General features: G+C 72.7%; 14 protein-coding genes. 8 read left to right on the top strand and 6 right to left on the bottom strand.

Going from position 1 to position 14154, the window contains the following annotated elements; genetic code table 11:
* Positions 1-145: 145 nt before the first annotated feature.
* The 7 genes from ACWCP2_RS03110 to ACWCP2_RS03140 all read left to right on the top strand — a co-directional run bounded on the left by ACWCP2_RS03110 (position 146) and on the right by ACWCP2_RS03140 (position 8111).
* Entirely contained in the window at positions 146-487 is a 342-nt protein-coding gene (locus tag ACWCP2_RS03110) for an antibiotic biosynthesis monooxygenase family protein (protein ID WP_450906842.1), read from the top strand.
* Positions 468-1349 (top strand): amidohydrolase family protein, encoded by an 882-nt coding sequence (locus ACWCP2_RS03115; RefSeq protein ID WP_450906843.1) that lies wholly within the window; start codon positions 468-470, stop codon positions 1347-1349. The genes ACWCP2_RS03110 and ACWCP2_RS03115 overlap by 20 nt, the downstream gene beginning before the upstream one ends.
* 76 nt (positions 1350-1425) lie before the next feature.
* Positions 1426-2193 (top strand): response regulator transcription factor, encoded by a 768-nt coding sequence (locus tag ACWCP2_RS03120; protein ID WP_450906844.1) that lies wholly within the window; start codon positions 1426-1428, stop codon positions 2191-2193.
* The gene (locus tag ACWCP2_RS03125) at positions 2193-3911 is read left to right on the top strand and encodes a sensor histidine kinase (RefSeq protein WP_450906845.1); all 1719 of its coding nucleotides are present in this window, start codon (positions 2193-2195) and stop codon (positions 3909-3911) included. The genes ACWCP2_RS03120 and ACWCP2_RS03125 overlap by 1 nt, the downstream gene beginning before the upstream one ends.
* 25 nt (positions 3912-3936) lie before the next feature.
* A complete protein-coding gene (locus ACWCP2_RS03130; protein ID WP_450906846.1) occupies positions 3937-5202 on the top strand; it encodes a glycosyltransferase in 1266 nt (421 codons plus the stop codon).
* Entirely contained in the window at positions 5202-7403 is a 2202-nt protein-coding gene (locus tag ACWCP2_RS03135; RefSeq protein WP_450906847.1) for an ArnT family glycosyltransferase, read from the top strand. Before ACWCP2_RS03130 ends, ACWCP2_RS03135 begins: the two co-directional genes overlap by 1 nt.
* Before the next feature lie 60 nt (positions 7404-7463).
* A complete protein-coding gene (locus tag ACWCP2_RS03140) occupies positions 7464-8111 on the top strand; it encodes a TetR/AcrR family transcriptional regulator (protein WP_450906848.1) in 648 nt (215 codons plus the stop codon).
* A 9-nt stretch (positions 8112-8120) separates the two neighbouring features.
* Here the strand turns inward: ACWCP2_RS03140 and ACWCP2_RS03145 are convergent, their stop codons facing one another.
* Both ACWCP2_RS03145 and ACWCP2_RS03150 read right to left on the bottom strand, forming a co-directional pair.
* Positions 8121-9725, bottom strand: a complete 1605-nt coding sequence (locus tag ACWCP2_RS03145; protein ID WP_450906849.1) for an MDR family MFS transporter — start codon at positions 9723-9725, stop codon at positions 8121-8123.
* Positions 9726-9739: 14 nt separating this feature from the next.
* Positions 9740-10198, bottom strand: a complete 459-nt coding sequence (locus ACWCP2_RS03150; RefSeq protein ID WP_450906850.1) for a MarR family winged helix-turn-helix transcriptional regulator — start codon at positions 10196-10198, stop codon at positions 9740-9742.
* 194 nt (positions 10199-10392) lie between these two features.
* On the opposite strand from ACWCP2_RS03150, the gene ACWCP2_RS03155 reads away from it, so the two are divergent.
* The gene (locus ACWCP2_RS03155) at positions 10393-10632 is read left to right on the top strand and encodes a hypothetical protein (RefSeq protein WP_450906851.1); all 240 of its coding nucleotides are present in this window, start codon (positions 10393-10395) and stop codon (positions 10630-10632) included.
* Positions 10633-10638: 6 nt separating this feature from the next.
* On the opposite strand, the gene ACWCP2_RS03160 is transcribed toward ACWCP2_RS03155, so the two are convergent.
* From ACWCP2_RS03160 to ACWCP2_RS03175, 4 genes are all read right to left on the bottom strand, one after another.
* Positions 10639-11493 (bottom strand): hypothetical protein, encoded by an 855-nt coding sequence (locus tag ACWCP2_RS03160; protein WP_450906852.1) that lies wholly within the window; start codon positions 11491-11493, stop codon positions 10639-10641.
* Positions 11494-11605: 112 nt separating this feature from the next.
* Positions 11606-12472 carry an RNA polymerase sigma factor SigF gene (locus tag ACWCP2_RS03165; protein ID WP_450906853.1) on the bottom strand — a complete coding sequence of 289 codons (867 nt, stop codon included), beginning with the start codon at positions 12470-12472 and terminating at the stop codon, positions 11606-11608.
* 246 nt (positions 12473-12718) lie between these two features.
* A complete protein-coding gene (locus tag ACWCP2_RS03170; protein WP_450906854.1) occupies positions 12719-13774 on the bottom strand; it encodes a SigB/SigF/SigG family RNA polymerase sigma factor in 1056 nt (351 codons plus the stop codon).
* 217 nt (positions 13775-13991) lie between these two features.
* A complete protein-coding gene (locus ACWCP2_RS03175; protein WP_450906855.1) occupies positions 13992-14153 on the bottom strand; it encodes a hypothetical protein in 162 nt (53 codons plus the stop codon).
* Position 14154: the final 1 nt, after the last annotated feature.

Consider the following 14154-nt stretch of genomic DNA (forward strand, 5'->3'; position numbering starts at 1 on the left):
CCGACTGATCCACACCGATCGGTCCACACCGACCGGTCCGCGCCGACCGGGAGGGGAGGGGGCATGGTCAAAACTTGGATCCCTTTGACTCTCCGGGCCGTTTTCCAGTGGACATGCCACGTATCGGCCGCAGAGGGTGGTGGGCATGAGCATCCAGCCCGTACAGGCCTTCGAACCGCCCTATGTCATGAGCGTGTTCACCAGTGTCCGGACCGCCGAGGACGGCGGTTATCCCGAGACGCTCGACCGGATGAGCGAGCTCGTCAGCGGCAATCCGGGGTTCCTCGGCTACGAGTCCGCGCGCACCCCCGGCGGGCTCGGCATCACCGTCGCCTACTTCCGCGACCACGAGTCCATGGCCCTGTGGCGCAAGGACATGGAGCACCAGGCGGCGATGAAGCAGGGCCGCGCCGACTGGTACGAGAGCTACACCCTGCACGTCGCGACGGTCGAGCGGAGCCACGGCTTTGTCCGCGAAGACGGCTGAGGCCGTCCGGGCGTTCCGGGAACGGCTCGGGGTGCCCGGGCTGGTCGACGTGCACACGCACTTCATGCCGGAGCGCGTACTGGACAAGGTGTGGGACTACTTCGACGCGGTGGGCCCGCTGACCGGGGTCGAGTGGCCCATCACCTACCGGCACGAGGAGGAGCAGCGGGTCGCGCTGCTCCGGGAGTTCGGGGTCCGGGCCTTCACCGCCATGCTCTACCCGCACAAGCCCGCCATGGCCGCCTGGCTCAACTCCTGGTCCGCCGACTTCGCCGCGCGCACCCCCGACTGCCTGCACACCGCGACCTTCTTCCCGGAGGACGGGGTGCGGGAGTACGTCGCCCAGGCCGTCGACGCGGGGGCCCGGGTCTTCAAGGCACATCTCCAGGTGGGCGGCTACGACCCCACGGACGACCGGCTCGACCCGGTCTGGGGGCTCCTCGCCGAGGCCGGGATCCCCACGGTGGTGCACTGCGGTTCCGGGCCCGTCCCCGGGAAGCACACCGGCCCCGAGCCGATCGCCCGGCTGCTGGCCCGCCACCCCCGGCTGCCACTGATCGTCGCGCACATGGGGATGCCGGAGTACACCGACTTCCTCGACCTCGCCGACCGCTACTGCGAGGTCCGCCTCGACACCACCATGGCCTTCACCGACTTCTCGGAGCAGTTCAGCGGCTTCCCGCCGCAGGACCGGGGCCGCCTCGCCGATCTCGGCGACCGGATCCTGCTGGGCACCGACTTCCCGAACATCCCCTACCCCTACGAGCACCAGCTCGAAGCCCTGGAACGCCTCGGCCTCGGCGACGCCTGGCTGCGGGCCGTCTGCCACGACAACGGAGCCCGGCTCTTCCGCCTGGCCTGAGGAGCGGGAGGGGTTTCTCAGGGAATTCACAGCTTCAGGCAAGAGCCCTCTCACGGGCGGCGGCCAGCGTGTACGCATGACTGCGACGACCACATCCCACGCGTCCACGTCCACCGGCAGCCACACGGCCCTCGTCCGGCCCGACGGCAGCCCCTGCCGGGTCCTCGTCGTGGACGACGAGGCAGCCCTCTCCGAACTGCTCTCCATGGCCCTGCGCTACGAGGGCTGCGAGGTCCGCAGTGCGGGCGACGGCGCGGGTGCGGTCCGCGCGGCACGGGAGTTCCGCCCCGATGTCGTCCTGCTCGACATCATGCTCCCCGACATGGACGGCCTCGCCGTCCTCGGCCGCCTGCGGCGGGAGCTCCCGCAGGTCCCGGTGCTGTTCCTGACCGCGAAGGACTCGGTCGAGGACCGCATCGCGGGCCTGACGGCGGGCGGCGACGACTACGTCACCAAGCCGTTCAGCCTGGAGGAGGTCGTCGCCCGGCTGCGCGGCCTGGTCCGGCGCTCCGGGGCCGCGCAGGCCGCGCGCGGCGGGTCGGTGCTGCAGGTCGGCGACCTGCGGCTCGACGAGGACAGTCACGAGGTGACGCGGGGCGGTCAGGACGTCCACCTGACCGCCACCGAGTTCGAGCTGCTGCGCTACCTGATGCGCAACCCGCGCCGGGTGCTGAGCAAGGCGCAGATCCTGGACCGCGTGTGGTCGTACGACTTCGGCGGCCAGGCCAACGTCGTCGAGCTGTACATCTCCTACCTGCGGCGCAAGCTGGAGGGCGGTACGGGCCTCCCGCCGATGATCCACACCCGCCGCGGCGCCGGCTACCTGATCAAGCCGGCCGACTAGTGGCGGCCGGCGAGCCCCGGCGCTCCCGCCGTCCGCGCCCGCCGGCCCGTCCGGCGCGTCCCCCCGGCCCCCGCCGCCCCCGGTGGAGCCGGTGGAGCCGGCGGCCCTGGTCGCTGCGGACCCGGCTCGTCGTCTCGGCCGTGGCCCTCATCGCCGTGGTCGGCGCGTCCATCAGCACCGTCACCACCGTCGCGCTGCGCTCGTACCTGGTCGACAAGGTCGACGAGCAGCTGCGCGCCGCCGTCGAGATGACCGCCCGCCCCGGCGCGGGCAAGTTCCCCCGGGAGAACGTCCTCGGCGTCGTCACGGGCCCCGGATCGCCGCTGGCGGCCGTCGGGGTCCGCCTCGACGCCGCGGGCAAGGCCGTGGACAGCGTCCGCAGCCAGCGCAGCGCGGGCGTCGGCGGGTACGGGTCCGGGCCCGGGGTCTCCGACCATCCGCATCTCACCGAGGGGCAGGCCTCCGCCCTCGCCGGGGCCGCCCGCAAGGCCGCCGACGGCCGGGCCGGCGATCCGGTCGACCTGCACCTGCCCGGTCTCGGTGACTACCGGGTGCTGGCCTCACCCCTCAAGGCCGCCGGCAATGCCAACGCCAACGCCAACGCCGCCGGCGAAGGCGACGGCGGCAACCCCAGCAGCCCCGGCAGCGGCGGCCGCGTCGTACTCGGATTCCCGCTCACCGAGGTCGACTCCACCGTGCACACCCTGATCGCGGTGGAGGTCTTCGTCACCCTCGCCGGGCTGATCGCGGCCTCCCTCGCCGGACAGGTCCTGGTCGGTGTCGCCCTGCGCCCCCTGCGCCGGGTCGCCGCCACCGCCACCCGGGTCTCCGAACTCCCCCTGCACAGCGGCGAGCCCGCCCTCCACGAGCGGGTCCCCGACGCCGAGGCCGACCCTCGGACCGAGGTCGGGCAGGTCGGCGCCGCCCTCAACCGGATGCTGGGCCACGTCTCCTCGGCCCTGACCGCACGCCAGCAGAGCGAGACCAGGGTCCGGCAGTTCGTCGCCGACGCCAGTCACGAGCTGCGCACCCCCCTCGCCTCGATCCGCGGCTACGCCGAACTGACCCGCCGGGGCCGCGAGGAGCAGGGCCCCGACACCCGGCACGCCCTCGGGCGGATCGAGTCCGAAGCCACCCGGATGACCGGGCTGGTGGAGGACCTGCTGCTGCTGGCCCGGCTCGACGCGGGCCGCCCGCTGTCCACCTGCGACACGGATCTGGCCCCGCTGGTCGTGGACGCCGTCAGCGATGCCCGGGCCGCCGGCCACGACCACCACTGGCGCCTGGAACTGCCCGAGGATCCGGCGCCGGTCCACGCCGACCCGGCGCGGATCCAGCAGGTGCTGGTGAACCTGCTGGCCAACGCCCGGACGCACACCCCGCCCGGCACCACCGTCACGGCCCATGTTTCACGTGAAACATCGCTCGTCCGGCTCCGGGTCGAGGACGACGGCCCCGGTATCCCGCCCGAGCTGCTGCCCCACGTCTTCGAACGCTTCGCCCGCGGCGACGCATCGCGCTCCCGCTCGGCGGGTTCCACCGGCCTCGGCCTGGCCATCGTGGCCGCCGTGGTCTCGGCCCACGGCGGCCACGTCGACGTCCGCAGCGCCCCCGGCCACACCTCCTTCGAGGTCCTGCTCCCCCTGGCCGGCGGAGCCCCCATCGCCGCCGCGCCGCCGCACTCACAGACGGGCCACAGGGTCAGCACACAGCGGTGACAGCCCGGACCGGGAGGGTCGGGGCATGCCTACCGACACCTCTCCCGGAGCGCTCCCGGTACGGGCGCCCCTCGCGCCCGTACCGGGAGAGCCCGTCCTCGACGTGGTGATCCCGGTCTACAACGAGGAGACGGACCTCGGCCCCTGCGTGCGCAGGCTCCACGAGCACCTCACCCGGACCTTCCCGTACCCCTTCCGCATCACCATCGCCGACAACGCGAGCACCGACCGCACCCCCGAGGTCGCGGCCGCCCTCGCCGCCTCCGTGGCCGGGGTACGCAGCACCCGGCTGGAGCAGAAGGGCCGCGGCCGGGCCCTGCGCACCGTGTGGGGGGAGTCGGACGCCCCCGTCCTGGCGTACATGGACGTGGACCTCTCCACCGATCTCAACGCCCTGCTGCCCCTGGTCGCCCCCCTGATCTCCGGCCACTCCGACCTCGCCATCGGCACCCGCCTGGCCCGCTCCTCGCGGGTGGTCAGGGGCGCGAAGCGGGAGTTCATCTCCCGCGCCTACAACCTGCTGCTGCGCTCCTCGCTCTCCGCCCGCTTCAGCGACGCCCAGTGCGGCTTCAAGGCGATCCGCAGCGAGGTCGCGAGCCGGCTGCTGCCGCTCGTGGAGGACTCCGGCTGGTTCTTCGACACCGAGCTGCTGGTCCTCGCCGAGCGGGCCGGGCTGCGGATCCACGAGGTCCCGGTCGACTGGGTCGACGACCCCGACTCCACCGTGCACATCGCCCGCACCGCCGCCGAGGACCTCAAGGGCGTCTGGCGGGTGGGCAGGGCGCTGGCCGTCGGCGCGCTCCCGCTGGACCGCCTCGCCCGCCCCTTCGGGGACGACCCGCGCGACCGCACCGCCCTGCCCGGGGTCCCGCGCGGGCTCGCCCGCCAGCTCCTGGGCTTCTGCGCCGTCGGCACCCTGTCCACCCTCCTCTACCTGCTCCTGTACTCCGCGGCACGGACCGCCGCCGGACCCCAGCTCGCCAACGCCGCCGCGCTGCTGCTCTCCGCCGTCGCCAACACCGCCGCCAACCGCCGGCTCACCTTCGGCGTCCGGGGCCGGGCCCGCGCCGTGCGCCACCAGGCCCAGGGGCTCGTGGTGTTCGCCATCGGACTGGCCCTGACCAGCGGATCGCTCGCCGCCCTCGGGGCCGCCAGCTCCACCCCGGGGCACAGCACCGAGCTGGCCGTCCTGGTCACCGCCAACCTCGCCGCCACGGTGCTGCGGTTCCTGCTCTTCCGCGCCTGGGTCTTCCCCGAACGGCGCGCCACTCCCGCGAAGGACCACTCCTGATGACCACGGCAGCCCTGCCGCTCCACCCGCCCTCCCCGGCCGCCCCGTCCCACGGCGCCGCCCGCGCGCACACCGCGAGGGCCGGCTGGGAACGCCCCGCCCTCCTCGGGCTGCTCCTGGCCACCGCCGTCCTGCTGCTGTGGGACCTGGGCGCCTCCGGCTACGCCAACTCCTTCTACTCCGCCGCGGTCCAGGCGGGCGGCGAGAGCTGGAAGGCCTTCTTCTTCGGCTCCTCCGACGCCGGGAACTCCATCACCGTCGACAAGCCCCCGGCCGCCCTGTGGCCGATGATGCTGTCCGTCCGGCTCTTCGGGCTCGGGGCCTGGCAGATCCTCGTCCCGCAGGCCCTCATGGGCGTGGGTACGACCGCCGTGCTCCACGCGGCCGTACGCCGCCAGTTCGGCCCGGTGGCGGCCCTCATCAGCGGAGCCGTCTTCGCGCTCACACCCGTGGCCGCGCTGATGTTCCGCTTCAACAACCCCGACGCGCTGCTGACCCTCCTCATGACGGTCACCGTGTACTGCGTGCTCCGGGCCCTGGACGGCGCGCACACCAAGTGGCTGGTCTGGGCCGGGGTCGCGGTCGGCTTCGCCTTCCTGACCAAGACCCTGCAGGCCTTCGTCATCCTGCCGCCCCTCGCCCTGCTCTACGCGGTCTGCGCGCCGACCGGGCTGCGCAGGCGCCTCGGCCAGCTTCTGCTCTCCACCCTCGCCATGGTGCTGGCCGGCGGCTGGTGGGTGGCGATCGTCGAACTGTGGCCCGCCTCCTCGCGCCCGTACATCGGGGGCTCACAGACCAATTCCTTCCTGGAACTGACCCTCGGCTACAACGGCCTCGGCCGGATCAACGGCGAGGAGACCGGCAGCGTCGGCGGCGGAGCCCGCAGGGCGGTCGCCGAGGGCATGACCGGCGGCGGCCCCGGCGGCGGCGGTGGCGGAACGGCCTGGGGAGAGACCGGCATCGACCGGCTGTTCTCCGCCTCCATCGGCGGCCAGATCGGCTGGCTGCTGCCCGCCGCGCTGATCCTGCTCGTCGCGGGCCTCGTGGTCACCTGGCGGGCCGGCCGGGCCACCGACACCCTGGAGGGCATGGCCCGCGCGGCCTTCCTGGCCTGGGGCGGGGCGCTGCTGATCACCGCGGTGGTCTTCAGCTTCATGCAGGGCATCTTCCACGAGTACTACACCGTCGCCCTGGCGCCGTACATCGCCGCCCTGGCCGGCATGGGCATCGCCGTGCTGTGGGAGGAGCGGGGCAGCCGGGCCGCCTCCCTCACGCTCTCGGGGACCCTCGCTCTCACGTCGTACTGGGCCTTCGTGCTGCTCGGTCGCTCCGCGGAGTACGTGCCGTGGTTGCGCTGGTCGGTCCTCGCCGTCGGACTCGGCACCGCCCTGCTGCTGCCGTTCACCGCGCGGCTGGGCCGCCGTACCGCACTCGGCGTGGCGGCAGTCGGCCTGGGCGCGGCCCTGGCCGGACCCCTCGCGTACTGCCTGACCACGGTGACCACCCCGCACACGGGCTCGATCGTCACGGCGGGCCCCGCGGTCGCGGGCGGCCGCGGCGGCCCCGGCGGCGGGATGCGCGGCTTCGAGATGCCGGGCGGCGGCGGGATGCCCGGAGGCGGAGCCGCACCGCAGGGCATGCCCCCGGGCGGCCAGGCCCCCGGCGGCCAGGCTCCCGGCGGCAGCCGGCCCACCGACGGCGGCCGGGGCACGAGGACCGGCGGCGGCCCCGGAGGCCCCGGCGGAGGCGGCATGGGCGGAGGCGGCATGGGCGGCCTGCTCGGCGGGACGCGGACCAGCGCCGAGGCCACGGCCGCGCTGCGCGCCGGCGCGGACCGGTACACGTGGGCGGCGGCCGCCATCGGCTCGCAGAACGCGGCGAGCTACCAGTTGGCTTCGCAGCGGCCGGTGATGGCCCTCGGAGGCTTCAACGGCAGCGACCCCTCTCCGACCCTGGAGCAGTTCAAGGCGTACGTGAGCGCCGGGAAGATCCACTACTTCATCGCCCAGAGCACTGCGGGGGCCGCCGGCGCCACGGCCGGCGGCGAAACCGGCGCCGGCGCCGGGACCCCCGCGGCGGCCCGCGGCGGAGGCGGCCCCGGCGGGGGCGTGAGCAGCTCCATCGAGACCTGGGTCAAGGCCACCTTCAAGGCCTCCACGATCGGCGGAGCCACCTTCTACGACCTCACGTCCACCCCCTAGCATCAAGGGGGCGGACCGGACATTGCGGGCCGGTCCCGTGCGCGTGAGGAGGATGCCTCCATGGTCACCCCGGCCGATTCCGGCACGGCCCGGACCAGCGTCTGGCTGGCGGTGCGGCTGGCCGCACCCGCCCGGCGGCGCAGCGAGGCCCCCGCCGGACTGGACCGGGAACGGATCACGGAGGCGGCCGTGCGGCTGCTGGACGCCGAGGGGCTGGCCCGGTTCTCCATGAGGCGGCTCGCCGCCGGGCTCGGGGTCAGCGCGATGTCCCTGTACTGGTACGTCGACACCAAGCACGATCTGCTCGAACTCGCCCTGGACAGCGCCCTGGGCGAGCTCGGTGAACGGCAGGAGCCGGCCGGGCCGCCCGTGGAGGGCTGGCCCGGCCGGCTCCGTTCGCTGGCCCGGGGCTACCGGAAGCTGCTCGTGGCCCACCCGTGGGTGGCTCCGCTCACCGCCGCCTATCCGAACATCGGCCCGCACGCGCGGGCCTTCGACGCAGCCCTGCACCGGCTGCTGGACGCCACGGGCCTGCCGGACGCCACCCGTGCCGGGGCGCGGCTGGCCGTCTCCCAGTTCCTGCACGGCTGCGGGGGCACGGTCCGGCGGCCGCCCGACGGGGAGTTCTGCCTCGCGCTCGACGTCCTGATCGCCGGGATCCAGGCCCACACCGCGCCCGGGGCGGCCGCCCCGGGCGCGGCCCCGTAGGGCGGCCCGCTACTTTGCCGAGGTGGACACCGGAGCGTGGGCCGCGGGCTTCGACCGGAGGGCGACCTCCTTGATGAACACCACGAGCACCAGCGCGAGCAGCGCGGTGGGGGCGGCGTAGAAGAAGACGTCGCCGACGCCGTGCCCGTACGCGGACTCGACGACCGTGCGGAAGGGTGCGGGCAGCTTGTCGAGGTCGGGGATCCCGCCCCCGCCGGTGCCGCCGTGGCCCATGGCCGCGGCCTTCGGGCCGAGCTCGGCGAGGCCGTCCTTGACGTAGTGGGTGACCCGGTTGGCCATGACCGCGCCGAGGGCGGAGACGCCCACCGCGCCGCCGAGCGAGCGGAAGAAGGTGACGACCGAGCTGGCGGCGCCGAGGTCCTCGGGGGCCACCTGGTTCTGGGAGGCGAGCACCAGGTTCTGCATCATCATGCCGAGGCCGAGGCCGGTCAGCGCCATGAAGATCGCGATGTGCCAGTACGGGGTGTCGTACCGCAGGATGCCCAGCAGGCCGAGGCCCGCCGTCAGGAGCACGCCGCCGGAGACGAGCCAGGCCTTCCACTTTCCGGTCTTGGTGATCACCTGACCGGAAACGGTGGAGGAGACGAAGAGCCCGCCGATCATCGGAATCGTGAGGATTCCGGACATCGTGGGGGACTCACCGCGGGCCAACTGGAAGAACTGGCTGAAAAACACGGTCCCCGAGAACATCGCGATGCCGACGAAGAGGGAGGCCGCGGAGGCGAGGCTGATGGTCTTGTTGCGGAAGAGGCGCAGCGGAATGATCGGGTCGCTCGCCTTGGACTCGACCAGGAGGAAGAGCAGGCCGAGCACGACGGCGCCGCCGGTCATCGCCGCGGTCTGCCAGGACATCCAGTCGTACGAGGTGCCGGCCTGCGTCACCCAGATCAGCAGGGCCGAGACGGCGCCGCTGATCAGGAAGGCGCCCAGCCAGTCGACCTTGACGTCGCGCCGGACGACCGGCAGGTGCAGGGTGCGCTGGAGGACGATCAGCGCGATGATCGCGAAGGGGATGCCGACGTAGAAGCACCAGCGCCAGCCGAGCCAGCTCGTGTCGGTGATGACCCCGCCGAGCAGCGGGCCGCCGACGGTGGCGACGGCGAAGACGGCGCCGAGGTAGCCGCTGTAGCGGCCGCGCTCGCGCGGGGAGATCATCGCGGCCATCACGATCTGGGCGAGGGCGGAGAGCCCGCCGACGCCGATGCCCTGGACCACGCGGCAGGCGATGAGCATGCCGGTGTTCTGGGACATGCCCGCGACCATCGAGCCGAGGACGTAGATCACCAGGGATATCTGGACCAGCAGCTTCTTGCTGAAGAGGTCGGACAGCTTGCCCCACAGCGGGGTCGCCGCCGTCATCGAGAGCAGGGCGGCGGTGACCACCCAGGTGTAGGAGGACTGGGTGCCGCCGAGGTCGCCGATGATCTGGGGCAGGGCGTTGGAGACGATCGTGGAGGACAGGATCGCCACGAACATGCCGAGCATCAGCCCGGAGAGCGCCTTCATGATCTGCGGGTGGGTCATGGGCGCGCTGTCGGACGTGGTCTCCGGCCGGCCGCCTCCCCGCACACCGGTGGGTGTGGTCGTAGCCATGTGTTTCCTTCGGTCTAGCTGTCTGGAAGCGTGAAGCCCGACCGGAGCCGGGCCAGCAGGACGTTGAGGTGGTCGACGTCCGCGTCGGACCAGTCGGCCAGGGCCTTCGCCAACGCGGTGGTGTGGCGGGTGCCGAGCTCGGTGAGGAGCGCGCGGCCGGCCGGGGTCAGGCGCAGGATCCGGCAGCGGGCGTCGACGGGGTCGGTGTCGCGGGTGATCCAGCCGCGGTCGGCGGTGTGCGCGACGTGCCGGCTGGTCACGGAGATGTCGATGGCCAGGTACTCGGACAGGCGCCCGAGCCGCATCTCGCCGTGCCGGTCGAGCACGGTGAGCACGGCCGCCGAGCCGGGCGGGCAGTCGGAGGGCAGGAGCCGGGCGAGGTCACGCTTGACGGCGCCGATGCCGGTGAGCTGGCGGGCCAGCTCGGCGTAACGCGTGGCGGGCGTCGCCGCCGCGGGCTCTTCGGGAGCCACTGGGGCCACGGGAGCCGGAGCTACTGGCCCTACGGCTGCTGCGGGCGCTGCGGGCGCTGCGGGCGCTGTGGTCACCGGGACTCCCCTCCGAATGTCGTTGCTTCGGGCAACCATAGAAGCAGATGGTTGTTACAGGCAAATGAATCGGGGGCCCGGGCGGTAAAGGAATCGGAAAACCGGCTAGGGTCCTGCGCATGGCTGCGAATCACGACTCGAACCACAACTCACAGGCTCCCGCTGGTGACTACGACCCCGCGGGCAGCACCCAGATGTTCCGGGCGTTCGTCGAGGAGCCGGTACCGGCCCCCGCCGTCCCCGGTTCCCGCATGCAGAACCGCGCCGCGCGCAAGTCGGGCCCGGGCGCCGGCCTGTGGATCGGCGTCGGCCTCGCCGCGGTGGTCCTGATCGCCGTGGTGGCCTGGCTGGCGCTCTGAGGGCCGTCAGTTCCAGGTGGCCGTGACCCTCTGGGTCTCCACGTGCATGCCCAGGGGGACGCGCCAGGCCTCGACGCAGATCCGGTAGGTCTGCGTCTTCGTCGTGCCGCCCGCGATGGGGGCGGGCAGCGGCTGGGTCGATTCGATGGTGTTCCAGTCGACGCCCAGGGCGCCGATGATGTGCGTCGCGAAGCCGACCGTGCCCGAACGGGCCGCCGTGCCGCCGGTGTTGGTGAAGGCCACCGTGACCTGCTCGCACCAGCGTTCCGCCGTGGCGGTACGGGTCGGCGCGCCGATGCTCAGCTTCGCCGGCGTGGCCGGAGGCTTCGGCGGCGCGGACGGCCCGGGCTTCGGGGGCGGGCTGGACGGTGTCCCGGGCCTGCCGCCCGGGGCGGTCGGGAGCGTGGTGCCCGGTGCGGTGCCGGGCGGGCTCCCCGGGCCCCCGGAAGGCGTCCCCGCGCCTCCGCCCGTGCCACCCCCCGTGCCTCCGCCCGAGGCGGAGCCGGCCGGGGGCTGCGACCCCGGGGCGCCGGGCGGCGTACCGCCGGGGACCCCGCCCGAGGCGCTGCCCGAGGCCCCGCCGGGGGTGGTGCCCGGGACGCCGGCCGGAATGTCCGCCGAGGTGCTCCCCGACGTGCCGCTGCCGGGCGCGGAGGATCCGGGCGAGGCCTGCGGAAGCGGCTGGAACTCGACCCGGGCCCCGGGTGCGACGTTCTCCCCGGCGCCCCGCTCCGGTCCCGGTGCGGCCGCGCCCACGGCCACGTAGCCCTCGCGCGCCGGTCCGCCGCAGCCGGTCAGGGCGGCGGCGCACGCCGTGGCGCACAGGGCGAGGACGGCGGCCTGCCGGGATACCTTTCGCATCCCGGCAGTTTTACTGACGTGCCGTCAATTGTGAAGCGGACGGGGAGGATCGTCCCCACGGGACAGCCCACGGGACAGCCCGCGGGGTAGTCTGCGGGGCAGCCGGCGGAAGCTACTCGCCGATCAGGCCGACGCGGAGCTGCGCGAGCGTGCGCGTGAGCAGCCGGGAGACGTGCATCTGGGAGATGCCGACCTCCTCGCCGATCTGCGACTGCGTCATGTTCGCGAAGAACCGCAGCATGATGATCTGCCGTTCCCGGGGCGGGAGCTTGGCCAGCAGGGGCTTGAGCGACTCGCGGTACTCGACGCCCTCCAGCGCGGTGTCCTCGTACCCGAGCCGGTCCGCGAGCGAGCCCTCGCCGCCCTCGTCCTCGGGGGAGGGCGAGTCGAGCGAGGAGGCGGTGTACGCGTTGCCCACGGCGAGGCCGTCGACGACGTCCTCCTCCGAGACCCCGAGCACGGCCGCGAGCTCCGGCACGGTCGGCGAGCGGTCGAGCTTCTGGGCGAGCTCGTCACTGGCTTTGGTGAGGGCGAGCCGCAGCTCCTGGAGCCGGCGCGGGACGCGCACGGACCAGGAGGTGTCCCGGAAGAACCGTTTGATCTCACCGACGACCGTCGGCATGGCGAAGGTCGGGAACTCCACCCCGCGTTCGCAGTCGAACCGGTCGATCGCCTTGATCAGACCGATCGTGCCGACCTGGACGATGTCCTCCATGGGCTCGTTGCGGCTCCGGAAGCGGGCCGCGGCGTAGCGCACGAGGGGGAGGTTCAGCTCGATCAGGGTGTCGCGCACGTACGTCCGCTCGGGACTGTCGGCGTCGAGGCCGGCGAGCCGCTTGAAGAGCGAGCGGGAGAGCGTGCGGGTGTCGATCCGGGTGTCGATCCGGGTGTCGATGGCTTCCGAGCGGTGGGACACTGCCGGCACTTCACGCTGCTTGACGAGCGTGAGCACCTGTGAGCTGCCCTGGTCTACGGACATGCCACCCCCTTGAGGTCGCGGACGGTCGCGCTTCATCTGCGCGCCCGTCGGAGGAACGCAGCCTCCACCTGAATACCGGAGGCGGGGCTGCGGCAAACGCGGTTCCAGCAGAATGTCACATGTCGGCAACACGCTGTAGCGCCATGTCGACAAGTATCTCCAGCGACAGAACACGTTAGGCCTGCTCTAGGACGGGAATCTGCCGCTCTGTCAGGAAACGCGGAGATTGATCTCCACTCGATCCGGTTAGGCCTCGATCCTGTTTGCGGATCTCAGCCGGGCGAAGCTCCGCGCGAGGAGGCGCGAGACGTGCATCTGGGAGACCCCGAGCTCGGCGCTGATCTGCGACTGGGTCAGATTGTTGTAGTACCGCAGGAGCAGGATCCGCTGCTCGCGCTCGGGCAGTTGTACGAGGAGGTGGCGGACCAGGTCGCGGTGTTCCACGCCGGCCAGCTCGGGGTCCTCGTAGCCGAGGCGGTCGAGCAGGCCGGGGAGTCCGTCGCCCTCCTGGGCGGCCTCCAGGGAGGTCGCGTGGTAGCTGCGGCCGGCCTCGATGCAGGAGAGCACCTCCTCCTCGCTGATGCGCAGCCGCTCGGCGATCTCGGGGGTGGTCGGGGTGCGGCCGTGCAGGGTGGTGAGGTCCTCGGTGGCGGCGTTGACCTGGACCCACAGCTCGTGGAGGCGGCGCGGGACGTGCACGGTGCGGACGTTGTCGCGGAAGTACCGCTTGATCTCGCCCACCACGGTCGGCATCGCGAAGGTCGGGAACTGCACCCCGCGCTCGGGGTCGAACCGGTCGATCGCGTTGATCAGCCCGATCGTGCCGACCTGGATCACGTCCTCCATCGGCTCGTTGCGGCTGCGGAAGCGGGCGGCCGCGTACCGGACGAGCGGGATGTTGGCCTCGATGAGGGCCCCGCGGACCCGGGTGTGCTCGCTGGTGCCCGGCTGGAGGTCCTTCAGCTGCCCGAACAGCACCTGGGTGAGGGCCCGGGTGTCGGCGCCCCGGCTCTGCGGCCTGGGGGCGACCGGGGGCTCCTCCGGAGCCTCCTGCTGGGGCGGTACGTGGGACTCCTGCGGCTGGGGCTGCGGGGAGGCCTGGTGCGGGGCCTGGGGGGCGCCTTGGTGCGGAGCCTGGTTCGGGCCCTGGTGCGGGCCCTGCGGCGAGGCCTGGTGCGGTGTCTGGTGCGCGCCCTGGTGCGGGGCCTGAGTGGAGTCCCTGGGCGGTTCGTGTGGTGTGTGGGGCTGCTCCTGCTGCGGATCCTGCTGGGGCGGCACCTCGGGCGCAGTACTGGCCGGCACGGTCACGCCACCCCTTCACTTCACGTCATCAACTCATCCGTCAAAAGCGGTCATAGCATCACAAGACATGTGCACTGTGTGCAAGCACCGTATATCGCCGTGTTGAGGGCAAGTTGGGCGTAACAGGGCATCTTGCCCCGTGTGCGGGAACGCAAAAAGCCCCCCACCCGTCGGAGTGGGGGGCCGGGAAGTCCGGAAACCGCTTCAGCGTACGGGTTCAGCGCACCAGTTCGGTCATGAACTCGCCGATCGCCGTTGCGGCATCCGAGATTCCTTGGAAGCCTATTTTCACCATATCGGCGGCTTTTTCGGGCTGAGTGATGATGACGAAGAGGACGAAGACGACGAGGGCCCCCGAGATCAGCTTCTTGGTTTCCACG

The organism is Streptomyces sp. NPDC002104 (genome assembly GCF_053593795.1).